This window comes from Microvirga subterranea (genome assembly GCF_003350535.1).
In the GTDB taxonomy this organism is placed as follows: Bacteria; Pseudomonadota; Alphaproteobacteria; order Rhizobiales; family Beijerinckiaceae; genus Microvirga; species Microvirga subterranea.
Genome location: NZ_QQBB01000006.1, coordinates 290,536 through 312,587, shown reverse-complemented (window position 1 = coordinate 312,587; position 22,052 = coordinate 290,536). Strand labels below are relative to the sequence as shown.

The following is a 22,052-nucleotide window of genomic DNA, read 5'->3' as shown; positions in this document are numbered from 1 at the left end:
ATCGCAGTCATGCGGCGCAAGATCTTCCGCCAGATGGCGGAGACGATGCCTGCCGCGGGTCGAACATGAGCGTGCGTGTGCGGTGTCACACGGGCAAGGCCGACCTCCCCCATCTGGGGGAAGGACGACGTTACGCTCGCGGGTTAGCCTGAACGACACTTGTTCGTGATGGGGTCCGTGGTCTGCTCTGGGGGATCCATGAAGCCGGACGAAGCCTTCTCCGACCTGATCGGCCGAATCTACGACTGTGCTCTCGACACGAGCCTCTGGTCCGAGGTTCTGGGCGAGATCACACAGGCGATCGGCGGCAAGATGGCTGACATGATCGTCTCTCACCCGCTGGAGAGAACCCAGAGAATTGCAGCCCTTTACAACTGGCCCGACGAACTGGTGGCCCTCGCGCAGGCCAATGCCCACATCAATCCCGGAGTCCCGCTCGGCCTGACCGCTCCGTTATGCGAGCCGCTGTGCAGCACGCGGGATCTCGACATCAAGGCTTTCCACAGCAGCCGCTACTGGACATCGTGTTATGCCGGCCGCGGCCTTTACGACTATATCGTGGTGCCGATCCAACGGACCGTGACCTCGGTCGCGACGTGGGGCGTCATCGGGGACGAGGCCAAAGGTCCCTACGGCGACGAGGATATCGAGCTGGCTCGCCTTTTGTCGCCCCACATCAAGCGGTCCGTCGACATCTCGGGCCTTCTCGGGCTCGAGCGCGTCGAGGCCGGGACGCTTCGGGCCGCTCTCGAGGCACTCGCGTCCGCAGCGCTGATCATCGGGCCGAACGGAACGATCTTGTTCTGCAACCAGGCCGCCGAGGCCGAGCTGGCCCACGCTCGAGTGTTTCGTGAGCACGATCACCGGCTGATTCCGGTGACGTCCGAGGGGAGAAGGTTCATGGCGTCGCTCGCCTCTGCACCGGATCGTGCGAGGCAGAAAGGCCTCGATGCGAACCTGACGGATGCAACCGGTCGAACGCTGCACGTGACCTGGGTGGCGCTGGAGCAGGTCGGGGAAGAGATCGGAAGTCCGGTTCTCATTCTGCTGCGGGAGCCGGAGACCGCCCTCGAGACTCCGCTGTCGGCCGCAGTGTCCCTGTATCACCTCACCACGGGCGAGACCCAGGTGCTGGGGCAGGTCCTGCATGGGCGGACCTTGGCCGAGACGGCGGAGATCCTGGGTGTCGCACGCTCCACCGTGAAGACTCACCTGGATGCAGTCTATCGCAAAACCCAGACCAACCGGCAGGCCGAGCTCGTCTCCCGAATCATGAACCTGGCATCGCCCCTCAGGCGGTGATCAGCTCCCCAGATCGGGGAGGACGCGCTTATCCGCTCCTTCGATCATTCCAAGAGCAGTCTTCGTCGGTTCGAACGTGTTGCGGAAGGAAGGCATCGGAACGGTCCCGACGACACTCTAATCATCGGCATCATGGTGGGACGCTGTCATGTTTCTCAGCTCGATCGATGCTCTGGGTTATGCTGCCTCACTCCTGACCCTCGTCACCTTCGCCCAGCGAACGATGCTGCCGATGCGCATCATGGCCATCGGGGCGAACATCTGTTTCATCGGGTACGGCGCCATGGGCCAATTCATGCCGGTACTGATGCTCCATCTGATTCTCCTGCCGATCAATCTGGCGCGGCTGCGCATGCTGCTGAGGCAGTCGGAGTGCGAGGAGGACCGGCCCCCCGACGAGGCAACCGGCACGTCCGCCACGGCGGGAGCCTCCAGCGGGCTGCTCTGAGCAACGCCACCAAGGGCCAAGGCCGCATCCTGGTATGAACAAAAAGAAAGCGCCTCGAGAGGCGCTTGAAGGACTGGACCCGCCAGGGGGGCAGATCGACGGATCCAGGGACCGGGAGCGGCCCGGGCGGCTCGGTTGTGCCCGCCTCAGGCTGCGAAAGACCGCTGGTGCTGCTGCCAGCGCAGTTCGTTGAGAAGATCGACATAGGGCTGGCGCCTCTGCTGATGCGTCCGACGCAGCTTGTCCTTGATGTATTCCTTGAGCGCCTCGTCGCTCCGGCTGTTCTCGACCTTCTCGATCTCGACCTGATGAGCGAAGTCGATGTTGCTGAGCGTCTGCAGGACTTCCCGCATGACGAAATTGATCTGATCGGAATACACGCGCGGCTTTTGTTCCGACGTCATCGGCATATCTTCCTCTCCATTGGACATTATTGGTCTTGTTGGACGGGATTTAACATAAGTTATCTTCAATACGCAGGAAGTGCGTACGATTACGTAAGTATACCCCTTAGGGGCACGCTCACCGTGATGAGACCTGCGGAGCGCGCCCATACGGTGAACCGGGTATTCGTCCCCGCCGGTGGGGATAGGCCGAAGGCTCGCGGGATCCACGGGTGTCATGCGGAAAGGTGATCTCGACTTTAAAAAGGCGAAGGCGCAAACTGATCGCAAGCGAAACGCTGACGCAACGCATTCAGGCTTTCCGTTCCAAGTTGCACGTGATGAGGCTCGTTTAAGCGTCCCGCGCCGTTCGTACCCTTCCGGGACCCTGCTCACGCCCGTCGCCCGGTGCGTCGAAACGCACCGAAAGTGGAAGGAGAACTCAGATGGCCAAGATGGTTGGCGTATGGATGTATGTCGCGCCCCGACGTCCCACCGATGACGTGAACCTGACGGGTGCCGCAACGATCATTCTGACGGAAGCGGACAGGCGCAAGCTCGGGGACGGGCTCATGACCGTGTCGCTCCGGGTCATGGACGACGACACGTTCAGCGATGATACCGTGTACAAGGACGACAGCTTTCAGCTCGGCCCGGCACTCCTCAACATCGGCCCCAACACTTTCGGGCTGAATGCCATCGTGCCGCGCAGCAAGGTGGCGAATTCCGAACCGGGCTGGGAGAGTTCGGCCGAGCTGTATTTCCGCGTCCGCGCGTCCGGAAGCGGCGTCACGACCAACTGGGCGAACTCGCAGACCGAGAGCGTTCCCTACGAGTGAGCCGGTCGACCATTCAAGGTCTCGCTCCGAACGCTGCCGCCCAACGCAGGATGGGCCGCGCCGCTTCGGGAGCGCGCAGCAGTCTCGATGTGCCTTCGCGCGGTTCGGTCAGGACAGGCGCCCCATCGCGTGCCGGCAGGTCATGGCAAGGGTGGGCTCTCGGTTGCCGGGTTCAAGGTGAAGAACGCGAGGATCAGCACGACGGCGATCACCAGCCCGACGAGATAGATCCAAGCATGCCTGAAAGCCTTCAAGTCCCGATGCACGCGCAACCTTGTCCTCCACCTCTGCCATTTCTGCGGCCAAAGGGAGGAAACGTCCGTCCGGCGCGTTCAGCGGCGCCTTCTCGCGATAAGGTGATCGACGGGGCGCCCAACGAGGGCATCAGCCCGATCGCGAGGTCTCCATGCGGGCTCCGGCTCCCGACAGCACGGCCTCGAACGGCTGCGGCTCGTGGATCGCGTAGCCCTGGGCGAAGCTGATGCCCATGGAGCGGACCATGGCGAAGGTCATCGGGTCCTCGACGAACTCGGCCACTGTCTGGGCACCGAGCTCCTGAACGATCTGATGGATCGACTTGACGATGTGGTGATCCACGTTGCTCGTCGTCATGCTGCGGACGAAACTGCCGTCGATCTTGACCATGTCGACCGGAAACTGCCGCAGGTAGTTGAACGAGCTCAGGCCCGAACCGAAATCGTCGAGGGCGATCTGGCATCCGATGTCCCGCAGCTTGCCGACCGCCAGGGTGGCCAGGGTCATGTTGCTGACGAGAGCAGTTTCCGTGATCTCGAAGACCAGGATTTCCGGTGGAACGCCGGTGCCCTCGATGGCGTCCAGAACGTAGGTCAGGAACGCGGGGTCGCCGAGAGACGCCGCGGACAGGTTGAGATGCAGGCGGATGCGCCGGTCGGGCATGTCCGCCTGCCCGACGACAGTCAGGGCCTTCCAGACGACCCAGCGGTCGATCTCTCCGACAAGATCGTACCGCTCCGCCGCCGGAATGAAGACGGAGGGGAGAACCAGGGACCCGTCCTTGTCGACCAGCCGGACCAGGATCTCGTAGCGCTCCTGGGAGGGGTCCGCGAACGCGACGATCCGCTGAGCGAAGAGGCGCAGCCTGTCCTCGTGAATGGCCTGCGCGATTCCCGCTGCAACGGCGATCTCGCGGTGGCGGTCGACCGCGTCGCTCTGCTCCGGCCGATAGATGCTGACCCGGTTCCGTCCCGCCATCTTGGCCGTCAGGCAGGCGATGTCGGCCTGGGCCAGCAACGCGCTGGGGGAGCGGGAGGCCGGCGTGATCTCGGTCACGCCGATGCTGGCGCCGACGGTGTAGCTGCGATCCTCCCACCGGAACTGGATCGCGCTCGCCGCCGCGTTGAGCCTCTCGAGGATTGCCGTCGCATCGTCAAGCGAGCATCCCAACAGAATGATGCCGAACTCGTCGCCTCCGAGACGACCGATGATGTCGCCGTCGCGCAGGTAGCCCGGCAACGCCCCCGCCACGCTGCGCAACAGCGAGTCCCCGGCGACATGGCCGGCTGAGTCGTTGATGATCTTCAGGCGGTCGAGATCGAGAAACGCCAGGGCGTGCCGGATCCCGATCTCGCGGCTTTCCGCGAGAGCCTCGTCGAGCCTCTGCTCGAAGGCCGAGCGGTTGAGGAGACCGGTCAACTCATCATGGGTCGCGGTGTACCGCAGCCGGTCCTCCGCCTCCCGTCGGGAGGTGATGTCCTGGAACTGCACGATCAGGTAGGCAGGCTTGCCTGCCTCGTCCCTCACGAGCGAAACGGACCGGAGGACCCAGACCTCCGTGCCGTCCTTGCGCAGATAGCGCCGTTCGCTCTCGGCGAAATCGGTTTCTCCTCGCAGGAGAGGACCGTCGTCCGGCGCCTCGTCGTCCGGATGGGTCAGATCGGCCGCCGTCCTCGACAGCATGTCCTCTTCCGTATACCCGAACAGACGGCAGAAGGCGGGATTGACCTTGAACACGGTCCCATCGAGGCTGAGCAGCGCCGTTCCGATGCCAGCGCCCTTCATCGCGCCACGGAAGAGCGCCTCGTTGTGCAGGGCCTCCTGGTGCGCGGCCCGCCTGCGCCCGAATTCCCGCCGCAGGCTGACTGCCAGCGCGATCATGGCGGCTGTCAGGACCATCAGAATGACGCCGATCGTGACCGCCCTGCGCCACCACGCGGCATAGACGTCCTTGATGGTTCGCCCGACGCTGATCGCAACCGGGAACTCCCCCACCTGTGTGAAGGTGAAGAGCCGGGGAATGCCGTCGAGCGGCGACGGCCCGGAGAGGAACGACGCCGACCGGACATTCGCGTGGCCGCGACGCAAGTCAGCCAAGCTCACGTTCGCGCCGAGCTGCTCCTCATTGAAGGGCTCGCGCACGAGCAGCTTTCCGTCCGTTCGCATGAGCGACATGGAGCCTTCCGACCCAAGATCCATCCTGCGAAAGAGGTCTGTGAAATAGTCGAGGCTCAGCGCCACGTACACAATCCCGGCGAAGCTCCCGTCTGCACCGGAGATGCGCCGGCTGAACACGATGCCCCATCCGAACCCGTGAGGGCTCTTGATGGGAACCGAGACATAGAGCCCGACGTCGGGACGCTCCCGATGGACCTTCACGTAATCGAAATTCGCCACCCTGAGGATGCTGGGATCGGCCATCCGGGACTGATAGATGACCCTGCTGTTCGCGTCGGTCACGCCGATCGCCGCGAAATAGCGCGCCGTGGCGACCTGGTCGAAGATCAGCTGGCGCCGGAGGTCGGGCGGCAGGTCGGAAAAATCAGGCTGGTCGATCCTGTCGATGATCTTCTGGATCGTCAGGTCAATGATCTCGATATTGCGGGAGATGTCCCGCGCGACCGCCGCGACGAGATTGCTCGACGACGCCTTGGCGTGTTCCAGCGCGCTCTGCCTTTCGTCGAGAACGAGAGCTGCGCCGAGCAGGTTGAAGACCACCGCCAGGACCAGGACGTTCGCAACCGGATTTCGGGCAAGAGCTCTCTTCAACCAGGACAAGGCAATCACAGCAATCGTCGGAATGGTTCATCGGGCAGCGGCGCGTGAACTCTTATGCATCAGAGACGGCGGCGGGTCTCCCAAAAAAGCCCAGGATGCATACAGACATTTGTCGGGTGGACAGGCAAAAGATACGTTATTCGGAAGCGAATTCGTTCGCCCCATGGCAGGAACCGCGGCGTCGATCAGGCCGGTCCCGCTACAGGCCGGCCCGGCAGGTCGTGGATCGCCCCGCCCTCGTGAGGGTCGCATTGCTCCCCTTGATCCAGAACTCCACGCCGCCCTGCGCGTACCGTCCACCATCGGCGGAGATGACCTGCGGGAGCGTCGCTTCAGGCACGGATTCCGCATAGACCAGCCTGACCGACCCGGCCGTGGCGCCCGGTGGCGAGAACGTGGCCTGAAGCGTCGTGCCGTCCGCGCAGGTGTAGCGGACCGGCTTGGGACCGGCGGCCTCGGCGCCCGCAATGACCAGGACATGCGCGGCCAGGAGCACCGCGCCCAGGACCCGAACGGTGCAGACCGCGGAACCGCTCCTCACTTGCCGGCCGCCTTGCGCAGAGCGTCATTGATGCGGTCCTGCCATCCCGGACCATCCTGCTGGAAGTATTCCAGCACCTCCTGGTCGATGCGCAGGGTCACCGTCTCCTTCACGCCGGGAATGACCGGGGCCTTGGGCGGCCCCTCGGCCGGCTTGGTGGTTGCCTTCCTGAAGGCCGCTTCGGCTGCCTTCAGAGGATCGCTCGGACGGCGCCCTCCCGGTGATCTCGACATGTCGTCCTCCCAATCGGCCAGTGATTCCCAGGCTATCTCATGCGGTGCTGGGCGTCACCCGCGGGGCTCCCATCGCGGACGGCGCCGTATCGCCGGTCAAGTCCCGGCACATGGTGAAGCCACGGGCGACGTGGTAGAGTGGCACCGTCTCAGCGCACGGCCTTGCAGCTTGCAGGAGGTCGATCCGATGACCAAGACCGTCACCTCGCTCTTCCACAGCGCGCAGCACGCGGAAGACGCGGCGAACCGCCTGGCGCAGGCCGGCATCCCCCGCGACGACATCGACATCTGGTCGACCCCGCACAACCTCGCGCCGCTTCTGGAGGATCTGGGCGTGTCGCGCGCCGACGCCCATGCCTACGCGGAGGGCGTGCTGCGCGGCGGATCCGTGGTGATCGTGAAATGCGACGGCGCCGTCGTCCGACGGGCCGTGGAAATCCTGGACCAGGAGGGCGTGCTGGATCTCGACGAGCAGCAGACCGCCTGGCGGGCGGAAGGATGGCAGGAGCCCGCTGTCGAAGGAATGACCGGCACGCGAGCGGACGGCGATCTCGCCGGATCGCCCGACATGACGCCGGCGAGGGCTGACACGGTGCCCGCGAGCCCGGAGGGTGGGACGGGCCGCGTGCGCGTCCAGCCCCGCAACCTGGAACGACCGGCGCAGGAATAGGACACGCGCTCCGTCAGAACGCGACATGTCAGCCGTCAGGCGCTCATCGGCCGGGAGCGTCACGCCGTAGCCGAGGAAGACGGCGCGGCGTCCGCTTTGCTTGCACACATGCAAAGGCATATCCCGCAGCTCGGGCGCTCATCTCACGCAAACGTGTCTCCCCTCGCCCGCAGCCGCCGGGCTAGGCAGGACGCGCCTCGCTGCATCGCAGCATCGATGATCGTCCCCTGGGGGCGTCCTTCCCTGAGATCACACGACATGGAGACCTCATGATCAACCGCACGAACGACGTGGCGCTTCTGGCCGCCCGCCTTGCCGTCGCAGGCCTTTTCCTGCCCGCAGGCTTGAGCAAGCTGTCCGGCCTGTCCGGTTTTGCGGCCATGCTGGCCGGCAAGGGGCTGCCCTATCCGGACCTCCTGGCCATGCTCGCCGTCGCGGCCGAGATCCTCGGTCCGGTGGCGCTGATTCTCGGCGTCGCGCCGCGCGTGACCGCCCTGCTCCTCATAGGCTTCACCCTCGTGGCCAGCATGATCAGCCACGCGTTCTGGACCTTCCCGGCGGAGGCGCAAGCCGCGCAGCAGACCCAGTTCTTCAAGAACCTCGCCATCATGGGCGGGCTGCTGTTCTACTTCGTCAGCGGCGCGGGCCGGTTCAGCCTACCGGCGATCCTGGCGCGCCCGACCGCTCCCCGCGGCTTGACCTCCACGCGGGAAGCCGCCCGCGCCTGACGCGGGCATCCGGCGCCGCATGGAGCGGCGCCGGATCTTCCTTCCAACAGATCAGTCAGCCCTTCAAGGCACTGCCTGTTTCGGCCCGAAGCTCGGGCCTCAGCGGATCGCCCCCGTCGAAGACGGCTGGCACGCCGGGTTCTCCGAGCCGGGAGGGCAGCTCACATTCTTCTTGTTCATCGCCGTATGATGCCGCGGGGTCGTGTGACGCTGGGCAGTATGGTGTCTCACCGTCGCGTGCTTGGAAGCCTTGGGCATTTCGGACGATGACTGGGAGGAAGACGTGGCCGCCTGGGCGGCGAGAGGAGCGCCCATGAGGCAGACCAAGGCCGAAGTGGCTATCAGAAACTTCTTCATCGCACTTCTCCTTCGCATGATGGCACCCGTCGGTACCTGGCCACGATGGTACGGGAGGCGACTTAGGACAGAATGAGGACGCCCGTCATCCGAACGAAGGTGGCAAAATGCGCGGTTGAACGACGGTCGCGACGGGAGTGAACTCGTCCTCGCAGCGAGGACGGCCGTCATGCGGGCGCTTCTGGTCGAAGACGATCCTCTTATAGGGCGTAGCCTGACCCGGGTCTTCGACGGGACGGGAATCACAATCGACTGGACCCAGACGGGCACCGACGCCCTCGAAGCCCTCGGCACGACGCCCTATTCGATCGTGCTGCTCGACCTGGGCCTTCCGGACAAGGAGGGCCTGGACGTCCTCAAGGACATGCGGCGGCGCAAGGACGGCACGCCCGTGCTGATCGTCACGGCGCACGACGACGTCGAGACGCGCGTGGCGGGGCTCGATCTCGGCGCCGACGACTTCGTGGTGAAGCCGTTCGACGTCGACGAGCTGGCGGCCAGGATCAGGGCCATCGTCCGCCGTCACGCCGGGCACGCCACCTCACGGATCCGGTCGTCGGAGATCGAGCTCGATCTTGCGGCCCATCAGGTGACGTACAAGGGGACGACGCACTGCCTGCCGGCGCGGGAGTTCGCCCTCCTGCAGGCCCTGCTCGAGCGTCCCGGCGCCATCCTGTCGCGCAAGCAGCTGGAGGACAGCCTCTACGGCTGGGGCGAGGAGGTCGAGAGCAACGCCGTCGACGTGCTCATTCACTACATTCGCCGCAAGTTCGACAACGACATCATCCGCAACATCCGCGGCGTGGGCTGGATGGTTTTGAAATGAAGCGCCGCAACTCGCTTCGGGCGCGCCTGACGGTCTGGTTCACAGCGCTGCTGATCCTGTTCGGCGCGCTCGGCGGCCTGGGAGCCTACATCGCGGCCCAGCAGGATCCGGACAATTTCCTCGACGACCAGATGCGAGAGGTCGCCCTTGACGTCGTGGGCTCGGTCGACGACCTCGCGCAGATGCCGGCGCCGCCGCTCGACGCCTCCGATGCCATCGTCGTCCAGGCCTGGGACGCGGATGGCCGCCTGCTGAAATCCTTTCCTCCAGGGTATGACCTTCCCCGCCAGGCGAAGACCGGGTTCTCGACCTTCGACACCCCGACGGAGCGGTGGCGCAGCTACACCTGGGTCCTGGACGACGGCACCGTTCAGGTTTCCCAGCAGGCCGTCGTGCGCCGGGCGCTCGCCCTCAAGGCTGCCCTGCCGGCGATCATCACGACATTTCTTCTCATTCCCATGTCATGGCTTCTGGTACGGTGGCTCGTCGGCCGCGTTCTCGACCCGGTCGACGGACTTGCGGACCAGCTGCTCGCACGCCGGCCCGACAGCACGCAACCGCTCGCCGCACCGGATGTGCCTCGCGAAATCGTTCCCCTCGTCGGCGCCATGAACGCCGCATTCGCACGCGCCGGGGATGCGCTCGCCGCGCAACGGCGCTTCGTCTCCAATGCGGCGCATCAGCTGCGCACTCCCCTCACAGCGCTGAGGATCCAGCTGCGCAACCTGCGTCAGGTGTCGGGAGGCGCCGAGGCCGCCGAAGTCCTGGAGGAGATGGAGATCGGGCTTCGTCGCATGTCCACGCTGACGGGACAGCTGCTCGCGCTCGCGCGCGCGGAATCCCTGGCGCCGATGGAAGCGCATCACCCATCTTGTCTGATCGAGGCGGTGCGGGAGGCCGTCGCCGGGGTGGTTCCGCTGGCGGAGAGCAAGGGCATCACGCTGACGGCCGCCTGGATTCCGAGGATCCCGATCAAGGCCGGGCGGGACGACCTCACGATGCTGCTCTCGAACCTGCTCGACAACGCGATCCGCTACACGCCGCCCGGCGGGAGGGTCGGCATTTCCGTCCGGTCCGACGATCGACACGCGACGATCGAGATCGCCGATACCGGACCGGGAATCCCCGTCGACATGCTCCCACGGGTGTTCGATCCTTTCGTTCGCGCGAACACGGAGCACGAAGGAACCGGACTCGGGCTTTCCATCGTCAAGGCCCTCGCGGCCCGGATCGACGCGCAGGTCCGACTCCGCAACAGGGAGGACGGAAGCGGGCTCGTCGCCCAGGTCGTGCTTCCGATCGCCTCGACACGGGAACGTCAGGGCCATGCGCCTGCTGACGCGATGTCTCCCATCGCAGGGACCCGGGGCCGGACCGCGGAGGACCCGTAGGCGCCGCGCATGAATGCCTCACCGGCCATCATGCCCTATCGGGTGGTGGTGCGCGTCCAGGCAGGCGGATCGCTGGCCGGAAAGGACTCCTCGTCCGCCTCCTCGACCACATCCAAGGCCTCGTCCTGGCCGAACTCCTGGATCAGGTCCGTGTGGCCGAAGCCCTTGCGGTAGTCGAGCAGGGAAATCACCTCCGGCCGGATCCGGAAGAAGGAAATGCCCTCCAGCCCTTCGGAGGCGAACTCCGCAACCGCCTCGGGGAACTTGCGGGCCAGGAATTGGGCCGCCTGCTCGACCTCCCGCGGGTCTCTCACCTGCTCGGCTCGGCCGCCGAGGGACAGCCCGCGGATCTCGCTCCAGCTCGCATAGGGCAGATTGATCGTGAGCGACACCTTGCCGTTGCGCGCCAGGTTTCGCGCTTTCTGGGAGTCGCTGCCGCACCCGAAATAGAGCGTCAGGTCGTCGTTGGCATAGCTGACCGTCGTCGCCTGCGGATAGCCGTCGCTGCGGATCGTGGCGATGGTCATGTCGTTCGCACCGGAAAGGACGGCGAGGATTTCGTCGCGAAGGGCGCATTTCATGGAAACCTCCGGTCACATGGCTTCAAGACGGCCCATAGGTCGGCCTCCACAGGCAAGCTATCCTAGGTTCCTGATCGAGACTTCTGCGAACGATTGAGCCGGATCGTCCAGCGGGCCGGCCAGAATGCGAACACCGCCACCACGAGCGTGAGCAGAAAGAGGGCCACTATCATCTGAACGACGCCGAAGTTCGGCGCATCCTTCGCGATAATCCAGCCCGCCACCCCACCGGCGACGATCATCAGGACGCGGACGATCCAGCCGATCATGCGCTGCTCCATTCCTGTCCGGAGAATCGCCGAGCGCCTGCCGCACAGCCTCCATGAGCTTGCCCCCAGCATATCAGCCTCTCGGCCGGGAGATTTGATCACGATCAAGGCCGCACGGGTGGATGGCCCGTCTAGTTCATCGCCTTTGGTCAGGAAGGAGCGCCCGGGCTCCAGGGCATGCTCTCCCCAACCGCGGCGCCGAGCGGCGCGGCGATGGTGCAAACGACGCCGGTTGAGGCGAAAGAGATTCTGGCGTTGCCGGCCATCCGCCCTTGGGCGAGGCTGCGCTCGACGAGCCGCGTGCCGAACCCGCGGCGGGCTGGTGGCGTGACGGGTGGCCCGCCGCTCTCCTCCCATGTCAGGACGAGGTGCGGGATGTCCCGTGCCCGGTCGACCGTCCAGGAGATGCTAACCTGACCGGTCCCATTCGACAGAGCCCCGTACTTGACTGCATTGGTGGCCAGCTCCTGGAGCGCCATGGCGAGAGCCAGGGCCACATTGGGAGGCAAACGGACTTCGGTCCCCTGGCCGTGAATGCGCTTTTGTCCGGCTGCCTGGAAGGGCGAGATCGCCTGGGCGACCACCTCTCCGATCCAGGCGCCGTCCCAGTTCTCCCGCGTTAGGACGTCATGCGCCCGCGAGAGCGCGAACAGACGCGCCTCGATCGCCTCCTGCGCGGCCGCCGTCGAACCCGCCGTTCGCAGGGTCTGCGACACGATGGACTGCACCGTCGTCAGCGTGTTCTTGACGCGGTGATTGAGCTCGTTGAGCAGAAGCCGCTGATGCTCCTCGGAGCGAACCCGCTCGGTGACGTCGCTGCCCTCGGCAAACACTCCCGTGACCTGCCCTTCCCTGTCGAAGATCGGCTGGTAGACAAAAGTCGACGAAACGCTGCTCGGGCTCCTTCGACGGATCGCGCAGCAGGTATACCGGGAGGCTTCGGCCGACGAAGGGCTGCCGCGTCCGGTAGACCTCGTCGAGCAACGTGTCGTAGCCCTGTTCCGCAAGCTCCGGCAGCGCCTCGAGAAGCGGCCTGCCGACGACCTCCCGGCGCCCGACCAGCTGATAATAGGCCTCGTTCACGAGTTCGAAGACATGGTCTGGACCGCTGTAGATAACCATGAAGCCGGGAGCCTGGTGGAACAGCTCTCGCAGGCGATCCTTCTCGGCCGCGATCCGGCGCTCGGCCAGGATGCGCTCGGTCGTCTCCACCACGATGGCCAGAACGCCGCCCGGCTTGCCCGTCTCGTCGATGACGGGGCTGTAGTCCAGGTTCATCCATACCTGCTCGGGCGCGCCGTGCCGGTGGAGCGTCAGCTCCTGGTCGCGATAGGAGAGCGTGCCGCCCGCCATTCCGACCCGCATCACGTTGGCGTTGAAATCCGCGACCTCCGCCCAGCCTTCGAGAACCTTGGACCCGAGAAGGCGCGGATGCCGTCCGCCCGCAAACACCGTGTAGGCATCGTTGTAGATCATGATCCCGTCCGCCCCCCAGAGGAGCACCATGGGGATCGGGGACCGCAGCATGATGCTGATCGTGGTCCGGAGGCTCTGGGGCCAAAGATCCATCGGACCGATCGACGTGCCGCCCCAGTCGAAGGTCTGCATGAGGGCCGACATCTCCCCGCCCCCGGCGAGGAAATCGGCAGGCGCCGTTCTGAGATTGCCGTGCACTGGCCCCCATCCAAATTTGCCGGAAACGGCCCTGCCGCCAGGCGATGATGTCCGCTGCCTATGGTCTCTGGAAGAAAACCAGTATGAACCTAGCGCACGGGCTCACCCGCGCCAGATCGAGACGGAACCGACAACCCGCCGGGCGGGCCGCGCCACTGACCACAGGTGCGCCGGCATTTGTAGACCCTCATGGGACGGGCCGTCTGTTCACTTGTGAACAAAAGAACGCCTGCCGCGAGCGGGGTATAGAGCGAACGGGCAGGTCGCCGTCCTGCGCGCCTGCTAGGGGAGCCGCAGCGCTCCATAGGGCCGGTCCTCGGGGCTTTGGTCGTCGCGGTTCCTTTCCGCCGCCGCGTCGGCTTCGAGATCCGACGTCCAGAGCTCACCCTTCAGGATCCGCGTCGGGCCGGCACCGTCCGCGAGGGCGGGAGGCGCTTCCTCCACGTCGATCATCGCCAAATCGGCCAGGAACTCGTCGGTGTGCGACACCACGAGCCTCTCGGCGACCTCCGCCTGCCAGTTCGCCAGCTCGTTGAAGGCCCACAGCAGGGCCATGATCACGCCGGCGACGAGGGACCAGGTCAGCACCTCCAGGCTTTTCTCGGCGAGGTGCAGGCCGCCGGCCGCAAGCACCGTCAGCAGGATGGCCGCTCCCGGGATCGTGATCCGCCGCACGTCGCGCATCAGGCCCACGAGCAGGGACGGCCTGAGGCGGATCGGCACGATGCCCTGCGGCATCGAACACCAGCGGCCCGTCGTATGGTTCACGAGGCCGACGAGAACGCCGCTTCGGGCACTGGCAGGGCGAGCATAGACGAGAGACACCGTGTCGTCCGTGCGCGTGAAGATCAGCGGCTTCACGATGACCGAGCGGCGGTTGCCGTCGTCGGACTGCACATGGATCTCGACCGCGCGCGAGCCCTGTTTCGGGGCCGAGAAGACCGCGCGGATCGTCCCCCGCCAGACGGAGAATGTGAAATCCTGATCGTCTATTCGGGTCGCGACCTGCACGGACATCCCTCACGCCACGGATGACATCGACGGGGCCGAAGCTAGCAGGGTTGGCGAAGGGTTGCGGGACTTCCCGAAATTAGGATTAACGGGCCTCTCGGGGCCAACGCGAGGAAACCGCGGCGCCTCCTCACGCCCGCGACAGCCGGGCGATCTGCGCGGGCGTGTCGGGGGCACCCATCCTGCGGGCCGCCTCTTCGACCGAGAGGCCTTGCGCATCGCGGAGGTGGACGTCCGCTCCGCCGGCGACGAGTATCTCGACGATGTCGGTCCGGTTGAACATGGCGGCGATCATCAACGCCGTGCGGCCGTCCGGTCCGCTGGCATCGATCTGCGCGCCGTAGTCGAGGAGCAGGCGGACGATCCCCGCGTCGCCCTTGAAGGCCGCGCCTGCGAGCGGGGTCTGCCCCCTGTCGTTTGCCAGTTCCGGATCGCCTCCGTGCCGGAGAAGGAGCGCGGCCGTCTCCGCGTGGCCGTGATAGCAGGCCAGCATGAGCAGGCTGTCGCCCTTCTCGTTGCGCAGGTTTGGAGGAAGTCCCATGTCCAACAGAGGTGCCAGAGCCTCTGCATCCCCGGCCCGGACATGCTGGAAGACCCGTTGCGCGAACGCGATGGTCTCCTCATCCAGGACGGGCGGCTGACGCGGATCGTCGTTCGACATGATGCGGGCTCCGGTTTGCGGCCGATGGAAGGCGGCAGCAGGATATGGCCGCCCGGCGGCCGGAATGGAAGCCCGGCGGGTTCGGCCTACCCATTGCCGACGTACCTTCACGCTCCATCGGCTCAAAGGGTTGCAAGGAGCGCGCCGCCGACAGCGCACAGGATCACCACCAGCCACGGTGGCGCGCGCCACATGAACAGCAGCAGGAACGCGCTCGCCGCCAGCGCGAAGTCGCCGCCGTTCAGGATGCCCGCCGTCCAGACCGGATGGTAGAGGGCTGCGAGAAGCAGGCCGACCACGGCGGCATTGACGCCCCTCAGGGCCGATTGCGCCACCGGCCTGCGCCGCAGTTCCTCCCAGAAAGGCAGAGCCCCGACGACCAGGAGGAAGGACGGAACGAATACGGCGACGAGGCACAGGGCCGCCCCGGCCCAGCCGTTCGGCTCCGGATCCATCACGGCGCCGAGATAGGCCGCGAAGGTGAAGAGCGGCCCCGGCACCGCCTGGGCGGCGCCGTAGCCCGCAAGAAACGCATCGTTCGTCACCCAGCCGGGCGGCACCACCTCGGCCTGGAGCAGCGGCAGCACCACGTGGCCGCCGCCGAAGACGAGTGAACCGGCCCGGTAGAAGGCGTCGACCAGGGCGATGCTCTGGCTGCCCGTGGCGGCCGCCAGGAGCGGCAGGCCGGCGAGCAGGGCGAAGAAGGCCACGAGGGCGGCTGTGCCGGCTCGCCGGCTCACCGACAGGGGAAGCGCCACGTGATCGGCCGGCCCCCCTCCCCGCAGCAGGGAGACCCCGACGAGGCCGCCGAGCACGATGGCGCCGATCTGTCCCCAGGCCGATGGAAAGGCGAGCGTCACGGCGGCGGCCGCGACGGCCAGGGTGGCGCGCTCCCGGTCCGGCGTCAGGGACCGGGCCATGCCGAGCACGGCCAGCGCCACCACCGCCACGGCCGCCACCTTAAGGCCGTGCAGCCAGCCGGAACCGAAGGTCTCGCCCAAGAAGCCGACTCCATAGGCGAACAGCACCAGGGCGATGGCCGAAGGGAGCGTAAAGGCCGTCCAGGCGGCGAGCGCGCCACGATAGCCCGCGCGGGATAGACCGACCGCCATGCCGACCTGGCTCGAGGCCGGGCCGGGCAGGAACTGGCACAGAGCCACGAGATCCGCATAGGCCCGCTCATCCAGCCAACGGCGGCGGACCACGAACTCGTCCCGAAAATAGCCGAGATGCGCCACCGGGCCGCCGAAGGAGGTCAGGCCGAGCTTGAGGAAGGCCGCGAAGACCTCTCCTGGCCGGCCTTGGGGTATTGTCGGCACCTGAGGAGCCTGGACGTCGTTCATGGTCGGATCGATTCTCATAATCGGGAGCCGTGGACCCTATGGCGTGCCGCACCGAGGCTCAAGCGACTGGCAGGAAGGCCATCGGGCGGACGATCCGAGGCTCACGCGGCAAACATGCGCGCCGCGGCCCAGTAGCCGGCCCAGCCGAGCGCGACCGAGACGCCGGTCGCGACCGCCGCGAGAATGAGCGAGCCGAGGACCGCAAGCCCGTCCCGGGCGGCGAGCCCGAGCCCCATCAGGAGGACCGAGAAGCCCGGCAGGGTGTTGCCGAACGGGATCGGCAGCGCGATCAGCACGCCCATCAGCACGCTGACCAGTCCCAGCAGGCGGATGCTGGACGCGGACAGGAAGGATCCGGCGCGGGGCCTCAGGTGCCGCTCCACCCGCCGGAGCAGGGCCGGGCCGCGGGAGGTCAGGAGATCGACGACCGACGGCTTGAGATGCATCCGCCCGAGCCAGGCCGGGATCCGGGGCTTGTCCCTGCCGAACACCATGCTGAGCGCCACCAGCGCCAGGATGCTGCCGAACACGAAGCCGACCGGAAGGCCGGGGCTCGGGATGATCGCCGGCACGGCCACGACGGCGAGCACGAGGCCCGAGGCGCGCTTGCCGAGCGCGTCCACGAGGTCCTCCAGGCGCGGCCGCGGCGGCAGCAGGCGGTTCAGCTTCGACACCGTTTCGGAGACGGGCTCGTCGTGACGTTGGCTCATGGGCGGAAAAACGGTTCGGCTGCGGGCGGCGCTGTGATCCTTGAGACGGGAACGACGCGCCAACGCCGCATGGGTTCCCCGCCCTGCAGGGTCGTCAGGCGAACAGCGACCTCACCTTTTCGGCCATAGCCCGGCCGAGAACCGCGTTGTTCTGCGCGGAGAAGTGAATGCCGTCGATCCCTTCGGTCGCAATCACCTCGCCCGCGTCGAAGAACGGGACGTTGAGGAACTGCGCCAGAGAACGATACTTCCCGGCGAGTTCCATCGTCTTTTCCCGACCGTCCTTGAAGAGCTCGGCGAACCAAGGAGTCGGCATCTCGGCCAATGGCGGCGGGGCGACGAGCATCGCCCGCGGGGCCGGGTAGATGGTGCCGACTCCGCCCGCCGAGGTCATGACCTGCGTGAGCAGGATCCCCGCCCCCACCGCGATGTCGAAAGGCGTGCGGTTGAAGAGCGCCTTCGTGTCGTTGGTGCCGAGCATGATGACGACGAGGTCGAGCGGCAGGTGAGAGGCCAGCGCGGACGGCAGGTAGGCGGCGCCGTTGAGGCGCGGATCGGTCGGGTCGTCCACGTTGGTGGTCCGGCCGCTCAACCCTTCCTCGACGATCTCGAACCCCTCCCCGAGTTCGGCCGCCATGATTCCGGTCCAGCGCTCGTGGCGCGGGTACCGCTCCACCGGCACGCCCGCCTCGGTTGGATTCCACCCCCAGGTCAGGGAGTCCCCGAAACACATGATGCGCTTGGCCGGCATAGCGGTCGTCCTCTCAAGATGTCGTTGAAGTCGAAGCGGTCGGGACGGCGCGGGATCCCTTCGGCGGACCGTTCCTGCACCGTGGCCGCATTCTTCCCGACCGCGCCGCCGCGAAGCAAGGGGAACCGAACCCGCCGCCGCAACATTACCGAACCTTCACTTGAAGCCGTCAGGCGATGCGCCGATACAGAGATACGGAACTTGTCCTTCCTCACCTGCTGCGGGTGGTCCCTCATGAACAAAGCTTTGCTGTTGCGGCTGCACCGGTGGGTGGCGCTGATCTTCGGGCTGCCGCTCGCCGCCGTCATCGCCACGGGCCTGATCCTGTCGGTCGAGCCGCTGGTGGTCCAGGGCTCGGTGGCGCCGGGCTCGGTCACGGTCGCGACGATCGAAGGCGTGCTCCAGCGGCACGATCCGCAGGGCGCCGCGCGGGCGCTTTTCCTGCGTCCCCACGAGGGTACGCTCACGGTCCGCGGCGGAATTCCGGGGGGCGTCGCGGAGGTGGACCTCGCAACCGGTGCGCCGGCCGCGCAAGCCACCACCCTGTCGGACCTCTTCGGCGTCGCCCGTCAGGTGCACGAACGCCTGATCTTCGACGCGGGCTGGCTGGTCATCGCCTCCACGGTGGCGATGCTGGTACTGATCGTCCTCGGAACCTTCATGGGCTGGCCGAGGCTGCGCAACACCCTGTCGGGCTGGCACAAGGGCTTCGGCTGGGGGATCCTGCCGCTCGTCATCCTCAGCCCGCTCACGGGCCTGCTGCTGGCGATCGGGGTCACGCTCACCCCGGCCTCTCCTGCGCCTCCGGCCGCTGCCGGCCCTCCGCTGCCCCTCATCGAGGCTGTGCGCGTCCTGGGCAAGGACCACGACCTGTCGGGACTGGGTTGGATCCGCCCCATCGGCCGGAACCTCGTGGCGCGCCTGCTCGAGGATGGCGAGATGAAGACTTACACGCTCACCCGCGACGGGGCTCTGCCGGGCGGCCGGAACTGGCCGCGCCTGATCCACGAAGGAACCTGGGGCGGCCCGGTCCTCCCCGCTCTCAACCTGATCACCTCGGTGGCCCTCATGGGACTGCTCGTCACCGGCATCTGGATCTGGGCGCGCCGCAAGCTGCGCAGGCCCCAGCCCGGCGTCCGCCGGCAGCGCCTGAGGACGCAGGGCGCCCTCGGTGAGCCCTGATCCGGGATTCGCCCGACGCTATGGCCTCGCCGCCTCGAAGGACCGGGCGGTGTCGTAGAACTCGATGAAGTCGACCGCCTTCCCGTCGCGGAAGCGCCACACGTCGATCTTCGGCGTGTCGGCGATCTTGCCCGTCGCCTTGTTGCGCCAGGCCACCCGGCCGATCGCGACGACGCGGTCGCCCTGGGCGATGAAGTCTTCCATGTCGAAGGACAGCATGTCCCAGTCGCGCGTCAGCTCGTTCAGGTAATCGAGGATCTGGTCCTTGTTGCTGCGGGGCGCCGAGAACGACATTTCGGGCGCCCCGTCCGCGAGGGAGCCGAGCGAGACATCCTCGGCCATGAGGTCCATCCAGCACTGGCAATCGGCGCCCTTCTGGCCCGACCATTGCGCATAGGCCTGTTTGAGACGCGCGACGTTTTCACTTTCGGTCGTCATGGAAGCCTCCTGCAATCCACATCCCGCCGGAATGCCCGCGCGATGCTCCGTCGGAGCATCGCCTCGGAGGATCATAGGACCGCAAGCCCCGTGCGCTAACTCACCATCAAGGGGTATGCCCGGGAGGCCATGCTTGGAGCCTCACCGCACGCCTGCGAGCAGTGGGACGGGAGCTTGCCCGGCCGAGTCGTCCTGACGGGCCGCAAGCTTATGGTTGATCCGCCATGTCGTGACGTCCCGGACGTTGGGAATGTCGAACACGACGTCGAACGTATCCCCTTCCCGCACGAACAGGCGCTCGGTGCGGAAGATCTGGCAGTTCCAGTGCGTGCGCTCGGCGAAGGGGCTGGTCGAGAGCGAGACCTCGCTGTCGAACAGGGCGTCGAAGTAGAGGCAGTAGCCGTCCATGAAGCCGGACTTCGTCGCCACCTTGCGGAACGTGAGCTGTCTCGGCACCCCGTCCGGTTTTGCGGTCAGCAGGTCGAGCGAGAGCACGCTCTCGGGCTCGCACAGGAACTCCGCGACGTCCTCCGGCGTGATCCTGCGGCTCTGCGGGACGCTCTCGACGTTTGCCCGCACCCAGTCCTCGGCGGCTTCGTACCTGATGCCGTGAATGTCGTTCTCCCACAGATAGGGAACCCGCAGGGTCTCCTTCAGGCGAGCAGGCTCGACGAACAGCTCGAACCTGCCGGGCAGGATGATGCCGTCCGGGGCCAGCACCTTGTCGCGCAACTCGCAGATGTTCCGAACCATGTCCTCGTTGAGCAAGGCATCGCCGATCTGCTCGTGAATGATCACGTTCACCTTTTCGGGCGGTGCGAACTGCGAGCTGTGCATGCGCAGGAACGAGACGTTTCCCAGCCTGTTCGCCGCGCCGAGCGTCTTCGCCAGCTCGATGATGGAGGAATGGTCGATGGCGTAGACCTGCTTGGCCTTCTGCTGGCCGGCGAAGAACGCAAGGATTCCCGTGCCGGTGCCGAGATCGACCACCGTGTCGCCTTCGTGCACGTGCCTGCAGATCGCCTTGTGGTAGGTCTCGACCCGCACATGGTCGGCAAGCATCCTCTCATGCTGCGAGATGTCGCTGAAGGCCCGGCTGTTGCGGATCCGGTAGGCGATGGACTGCAGGCGCTCGTCCTTCTTGGCGAAGTGCCAGATCCTGCGCAGGAACCTGTGTACGAAGCCAAGTGTCGCAACGGCGATTCTCTCCATCGGCATGCCCCCTGTCCCGGCCGGCCCGCACCGTCACGCAGCATCCTTTTGCGCTGCGGCCGCATGCGAGCGGGAGTGGTCGTCGCAGTCATTCTCTGGGACGTGGGAACTCTTTCAAGTAACTCTTCAGGCTATCTCGGACCATTATTGGTATGCCCGTGCCGACGGGACCCGTTGTCCCCGAAGCCACGTCTAGGAGGGGTTCGAGCCTCGGCCATGCGCATTTCGCATCTACTCCCCCGCGCCCCACCCGCTAGATCATCCCGACACCCCATCAACCCAGGAGAAGGCCGATGGAGATCAAGCGAAGCGGATCGCAACCGTCTGGCAAGGGGCCGGCGGACTGGTTCAGCGGCGTGGTGCGCATCGACCCGCTGTTCCAGGCCGCCTCCCCGGCCCGTGCCGCCGGCAACGCGGTCACCTTCGAGCCCGGGGCCCGCACCGCGTGGCACACTCACCCTCTCGGTCAGGTCCTGATCGTCACGGCAGGATGCGGCCGGGTTCAGCGCGAGGGCGGCCCCATCGAGGAGATCAGAACCGGGGACGTTGTCTGGTTCGAGCCCGGTGAGAAGCACTGGCATGGCGCGGCGCCCACCACGGCCATGACCCACATCGCCATCCAGGAGGCGCTCGACGGTAAGGCTGTCGACTGGCTCGAGCACGTGACGGACGAGCAATACCGGGGCTGAGGTCAGGAAACCGAAACGACGATGGAGGCTCGATCATGACACAGGGCATCGACAACAAGGTGGTCGTCATCACGGGAGCCAGCAGCGGACTTGGCGAGGCGACCGCGCGCCGCCTTGCCCGAGACGGCGCCAGGCTGGTGCTGGGCGCAAGGCGCCTCGACAGGCTCCAGGCCCTAGCCGAGGAGCTTTCGCTGGGCGACGATGCCGCGGTGCAGACGGACGTGACGCAGTACGATCAGGTCAAGCGGCTCGTGGATGGAGCGGTGCGGTCACACGGGCGCATCGACGTGATCATCAACAATGCCGGCCTCATGCCCCATTCGCCTCTCGAACGCGGCAAGGTCGAGGACTGGGACCGCATGATCGACGTGAACATCAAGGGCGTGCTCTACGGCATCGGCGCGGCCCTCCCCTACATGAAGGAGCAGAAGAGCGGCCACATCATCAACGTGTCCTCGGTAGCCGGCCACAAGGTCCGGGCCGGTGGCGCGGTCTATTCCGCCACCAAGCATGCGGTGCGGGTCATCTCCGAAGGGCTGCGGCAGGAGGTGAAGCCCTACAACATCCGAACGACCATCATCTCGCCCGGCATGGTCGCGACGGAACTCCCCGACAGCATCACCGAGCCGGACATCGCGGAAGCCATGCAGAAGGCATACGAGAGCGCCATCCCGGCCGAGTCCTTCGCCAGCGTAGTGGCCTTCGCCATGAGCCAGCCGGAGGACGTGGACGTGAACGAGATTCTGTTCCGGCCGACCAGCCAGGAATATTGAGCCGGAG

General features: G+C 66.3%; 26 protein-coding genes. 10 read left to right on the top strand and 16 right to left on the bottom strand.

Features of this window, described 5'->3' with window-relative positions; genetic code table 11:
- Positions 1 to 198 precede the first annotated feature (198 nt).
- Together DES45_RS16950 and DES45_RS16945 are read left to right on the top strand one after the other, a co-directional pair.
- Positions 199 to 1,302, top strand: a complete 1,104-nt coding sequence (locus DES45_RS16950; protein ID WP_170151534.1) for a helix-turn-helix transcriptional regulator — start codon at positions 199 to 201, stop codon at positions 1,300 to 1,302.
- 148 nt (positions 1,303 to 1,450) lie between these two features.
- A complete protein-coding gene (locus DES45_RS16945; protein WP_114771194.1) occupies positions 1,451 to 1,750 on the top strand; it encodes a hypothetical protein in 300 nt (99 codons plus the stop codon).
- A gap of 146 nt (positions 1,751 to 1,896) precedes the next feature.
- On the opposite strand, the gene DES45_RS16940 is transcribed toward DES45_RS16945, so the two are convergent.
- Positions 1,897 to 2,154 carry a hypothetical protein gene (locus tag DES45_RS16940; protein ID WP_147282433.1) on the bottom strand — a complete coding sequence of 86 codons (258 nt, stop codon included), beginning with the start codon at positions 2,152 to 2,154 and terminating at the stop codon, positions 1,897 to 1,899.
- 425 nt (positions 2,155 to 2,579) lie between these two features.
- Between DES45_RS16940 and DES45_RS16935 the strand changes: the two genes are divergently transcribed.
- On the top strand, positions 2,580 to 2,972 hold the full coding sequence (locus DES45_RS16935) for a hypothetical protein (protein ID WP_114771192.1): 393 nt from the start codon (positions 2,580 to 2,582) through the stop codon (positions 2,970 to 2,972).
- Positions 2,973 to 3,112: 140 nt separating this feature from the next.
- On the opposite strand, the gene DES45_RS26130 is transcribed toward DES45_RS16935, so the two are convergent.
- From DES45_RS26130 to DES45_RS16920, 4 genes are all read right to left on the bottom strand, one after another.
- On the bottom strand, positions 3,113 to 3,238 hold the full coding sequence (locus DES45_RS26130) for a hypothetical protein (protein ID WP_281024095.1): 126 nt from the start codon (positions 3,236 to 3,238) through the stop codon (positions 3,113 to 3,115).
- A 118-nt stretch (positions 3,239 to 3,356) separates the two neighbouring features.
- Positions 3,357 to 6,005, bottom strand: a complete 2,649-nt coding sequence (locus DES45_RS16930; RefSeq protein ID WP_147282432.1) for an EAL domain-containing protein — start codon at positions 6,003 to 6,005, stop codon at positions 3,357 to 3,359.
- Between the two features lie 199 nt (positions 6,006 to 6,204).
- A complete protein-coding gene (locus DES45_RS16925; RefSeq protein WP_245571758.1) occupies positions 6,205 to 6,546 on the bottom strand; it encodes an MliC family protein in 342 nt (113 codons plus the stop codon).
- Complete coding sequence (locus tag DES45_RS16920; protein ID WP_114771190.1) at positions 6,543 to 6,779, bottom strand: BrnA antitoxin family protein; 237 nt, start codon at positions 6,777 to 6,779, stop codon at positions 6,543 to 6,545. The genes DES45_RS16925 and DES45_RS16920 overlap by 4 nt, the downstream gene beginning before the upstream one ends.
- Positions 6,780 to 6,966: 187 nt before the next feature.
- Between DES45_RS16920 and DES45_RS16915 the strand changes: the two genes are divergently transcribed.
- The 4 genes from DES45_RS16915 (at position 6,967) to DES45_RS16900 (ending at position 10,751) form a co-directional block, all read left to right on the top strand.
- The gene (locus DES45_RS16915; RefSeq protein ID WP_147282431.1) at positions 6,967 to 7,449 is read left to right on the top strand and encodes a hypothetical protein; all 483 of its coding nucleotides are present in this window, start codon (positions 6,967 to 6,969) and stop codon (positions 7,447 to 7,449) included.
- A gap of 269 nt (positions 7,450 to 7,718) precedes the next feature.
- Positions 7,719 to 8,177, top strand: a complete 459-nt coding sequence (locus DES45_RS16910) for a DoxX family protein (RefSeq protein WP_114771188.1) — start codon at positions 7,719 to 7,721, stop codon at positions 8,175 to 8,177.
- A gap of 526 nt (positions 8,178 to 8,703) precedes the next feature.
- Positions 8,704 to 9,360: a response regulator transcription factor gene (locus tag DES45_RS16905; RefSeq protein ID WP_114771187.1), complete on the top strand. Its 657-nt coding sequence runs from the start codon at positions 8,704 to 8,706 to the stop codon at positions 9,358 to 9,360.
- Positions 9,357 to 10,751, top strand: a complete 1,395-nt coding sequence (locus DES45_RS16900) for a sensor histidine kinase (RefSeq protein ID WP_114771186.1) — start codon at positions 9,357 to 9,359, stop codon at positions 10,749 to 10,751. The genes DES45_RS16905 and DES45_RS16900 overlap by 4 nt, the downstream gene beginning before the upstream one ends.
- A 35-nt stretch (positions 10,752 to 10,786) precedes the next feature.
- Here the strand turns inward: DES45_RS16900 and DES45_RS16895 are convergent, their stop codons facing one another.
- From DES45_RS16895 to DES45_RS16855, 9 genes are all read right to left on the bottom strand, one after another.
- Positions 10,787 to 11,332, bottom strand: a complete 546-nt coding sequence (locus DES45_RS16895; protein ID WP_114771185.1) for a pyridoxamine 5'-phosphate oxidase family protein — start codon at positions 11,330 to 11,332, stop codon at positions 10,787 to 10,789.
- A 62-nt stretch (positions 11,333 to 11,394) separates the two neighbouring features.
- Complete coding sequence (locus DES45_RS16890) at positions 11,395 to 11,601, bottom strand: hypothetical protein (protein WP_114771184.1); 207 nt, start codon at positions 11,599 to 11,601, stop codon at positions 11,395 to 11,397.
- 149 nt (positions 11,602 to 11,750) lie between these two features.
- Entirely contained in the window at positions 11,751 to 12,317 is a 567-nt protein-coding gene (locus tag DES45_RS25810) for a sensor histidine kinase (RefSeq protein ID WP_245571757.1), read from the bottom strand.
- Positions 12,229 to 13,275: a PAS domain-containing protein gene (locus tag DES45_RS26230; protein WP_114771183.1), complete on the bottom strand. Its 1,047-nt coding sequence runs from the start codon at positions 13,273 to 13,275 to the stop codon at positions 12,229 to 12,231. Before DES45_RS26230 ends, DES45_RS25810 begins: the two co-directional genes overlap by 89 nt.
- Before the next feature lie 282 nt (positions 13,276 to 13,557).
- The gene (locus DES45_RS16875) at positions 13,558 to 14,292 is read right to left on the bottom strand and encodes a hypothetical protein (protein WP_114771182.1); all 735 of its coding nucleotides are present in this window, start codon (positions 14,290 to 14,292) and stop codon (positions 13,558 to 13,560) included.
- 124 nt (positions 14,293 to 14,416) lie between these two features.
- Complete coding sequence (locus DES45_RS16870) at positions 14,417 to 14,947, bottom strand: ankyrin repeat domain-containing protein (protein ID WP_114771181.1); 531 nt, start codon at positions 14,945 to 14,947, stop codon at positions 14,417 to 14,419.
- 122 nt (positions 14,948 to 15,069) lie between these two features.
- Positions 15,070 to 16,290: a chromate efflux transporter gene (chrA, locus tag DES45_RS16865; protein WP_114771180.1), complete on the bottom strand. Its 1,221-nt coding sequence runs from the start codon at positions 16,288 to 16,290 to the stop codon at positions 15,070 to 15,072.
- A gap of 101 nt (positions 16,291 to 16,391) precedes the next feature.
- On the bottom strand, positions 16,392 to 17,000 hold the full coding sequence (locus tag DES45_RS16860; RefSeq protein ID WP_114771179.1) for an exopolysaccharide biosynthesis protein: 609 nt from the start codon (positions 16,998 to 17,000) through the stop codon (positions 16,392 to 16,394).
- A 94-nt stretch (positions 17,001 to 17,094) separates the two neighbouring features.
- Positions 17,095 to 17,751 (bottom strand): SGNH/GDSL hydrolase family protein, encoded by a 657-nt coding sequence (locus tag DES45_RS16855; protein ID WP_114771178.1) that lies wholly within the window; start codon positions 17,749 to 17,751, stop codon positions 17,095 to 17,097.
- Between the two features lie 234 nt (positions 17,752 to 17,985).
- Here DES45_RS16855 and DES45_RS16850 point away from each other — a divergent pair, with 234 nt between their 5' ends.
- Positions 17,986 to 18,933 (top strand): PepSY-associated TM helix domain-containing protein, encoded by a 948-nt coding sequence (locus DES45_RS16850; RefSeq protein WP_114771177.1) that lies wholly within the window; start codon positions 17,986 to 17,988, stop codon positions 18,931 to 18,933.
- An 18-nt stretch (positions 18,934 to 18,951) separates the two neighbouring features.
- Here DES45_RS16850 and DES45_RS16845 read toward each other — a convergent pair whose 3' ends face one another.
- Both DES45_RS16845 and DES45_RS16840 read right to left on the bottom strand, forming a co-directional pair.
- Complete coding sequence (locus DES45_RS16845; RefSeq protein ID WP_170151533.1) at positions 18,952 to 19,371, bottom strand: nuclear transport factor 2 family protein; 420 nt, start codon at positions 19,369 to 19,371, stop codon at positions 18,952 to 18,954.
- Between the two features lie 141 nt (positions 19,372 to 19,512).
- Positions 19,513 to 20,589, bottom strand: a complete 1,077-nt coding sequence (locus DES45_RS16840) for a 50S ribosomal protein L11 methyltransferase (RefSeq protein ID WP_114771175.1) — start codon at positions 20,587 to 20,589, stop codon at positions 19,513 to 19,515.
- Positions 20,590 to 20,876: 287 nt separating this feature from the next.
- On the opposite strand from DES45_RS16840, the gene DES45_RS16835 reads away from it, so the two are divergent.
- Together DES45_RS16835 and DES45_RS16830 are read left to right on the top strand one after the other, a co-directional pair.
- Positions 20,877 to 21,272 carry a (R)-mandelonitrile lyase gene (locus tag DES45_RS16835; RefSeq protein ID WP_114771174.1) on the top strand — a complete coding sequence of 132 codons (396 nt, stop codon included), beginning with the start codon at positions 20,877 to 20,879 and terminating at the stop codon, positions 21,270 to 21,272.
- Positions 21,273 to 21,307: 35 nt separating this feature from the next.
- Positions 21,308 to 22,045, top strand: coding sequence for an SDR family oxidoreductase (locus DES45_RS16830; RefSeq protein WP_114771173.1), 738 nt, complete (start codon positions 21,308 to 21,310; stop codon positions 22,043 to 22,045).
- The last annotated feature ends 7 nt before the right edge of the window (positions 22,046 to 22,052 follow it).

Coding starts and splice junctions, on each gene's coding strand:
- DES45_RS16950 (WP_170151534.1), top strand. CDS start 199: ATGAAGCCGGACGAAGCCTTCTCCGACCTGATCGGCCGAATCTACGAC.
- DES45_RS16945 (WP_114771194.1), top strand. CDS start 1,451: ATGTTTCTCAGCTCGATCGATGCTCTGGGTTATGCTGCCTCACTCCTG.
- DES45_RS16940 (WP_147282433.1), bottom strand. CDS start 2,154: ATGACGTCGGAACAAAAGCCGCGCGTGTATTCCGATCAGATCAATTTC.
- DES45_RS16935 (WP_114771192.1), top strand. CDS start 2,580: ATGGCCAAGATGGTTGGCGTATGGATGTATGTCGCGCCCCGACGTCCC.
- DES45_RS16920 (WP_114771190.1), bottom strand. CDS start 6,779: ATGTCGAGATCACCGGGAGGGCGCCGTCCGAGCGATCCTCTGAAGGCA.
- DES45_RS16915 (WP_147282431.1), top strand. CDS start 6,967: ATGACCAAGACCGTCACCTCGCTCTTCCACAGCGCGCAGCACGCGGAA.
- DES45_RS16910 (WP_114771188.1), top strand. CDS start 7,719: ATGATCAACCGCACGAACGACGTGGCGCTTCTGGCCGCCCGCCTTGCC.
- DES45_RS16905 (WP_114771187.1), top strand. CDS start 8,704: ATGCGGGCGCTTCTGGTCGAAGACGATCCTCTTATAGGGCGTAGCCTG.
- DES45_RS16900 (WP_114771186.1), top strand. CDS start 9,357: ATGAAGCGCCGCAACTCGCTTCGGGCGCGCCTGACGGTCTGGTTCACA.
- DES45_RS16895 (WP_114771185.1), bottom strand. CDS start 11,332: ATGAAATGCGCCCTTCGCGACGAAATCCTCGCCGTCCTTTCCGGTGCG.
- DES45_RS16890 (WP_114771184.1), bottom strand. CDS start 11,601: ATGATCGGCTGGATCGTCCGCGTCCTGATGATCGTCGCCGGTGGGGTG.
- DES45_RS16875 (WP_114771182.1), bottom strand. CDS start 14,292: ATGTCCGTGCAGGTCGCGACCCGAATAGACGATCAGGATTTCACATTC.
- DES45_RS16870 (WP_114771181.1), bottom strand. CDS start 14,947: ATGTCGAACGACGATCCGCGTCAGCCGCCCGTCCTGGATGAGGAGACC.
- chrA (WP_114771180.1), bottom strand. CDS start 16,290: ATGAACGACGTCCAGGCTCCTCAGGTGCCGACAATACCCCAAGGCCGG.
- DES45_RS16860 (WP_114771179.1), bottom strand. CDS start 17,000: ATGAGCCAACGTCACGACGAGCCCGTCTCCGAAACGGTGTCGAAGCTG.
- DES45_RS16855 (WP_114771178.1), bottom strand. CDS start 17,751: ATGCCGGCCAAGCGCATCATGTGTTTCGGGGACTCCCTGACCTGGGGG.
- DES45_RS16850 (WP_114771177.1), top strand. CDS start 17,986: ATGAACAAAGCTTTGCTGTTGCGGCTGCACCGGTGGGTGGCGCTGATC.
- DES45_RS16845 (WP_170151533.1), bottom strand. CDS start 19,371: ATGACGACCGAAAGTGAAAACGTCGCGCGTCTCAAACAGGCCTATGCG.
- DES45_RS16840 (WP_114771175.1), bottom strand. CDS start 20,589: ATGCCGATGGAGAGAATCGCCGTTGCGACACTTGGCTTCGTACACAGG.
- DES45_RS16835 (WP_114771174.1), top strand. CDS start 20,877: ATGGAGATCAAGCGAAGCGGATCGCAACCGTCTGGCAAGGGGCCGGCG.
- DES45_RS16830 (WP_114771173.1), top strand. CDS start 21,308: ATGACACAGGGCATCGACAACAAGGTGGTCGTCATCACGGGAGCCAGC.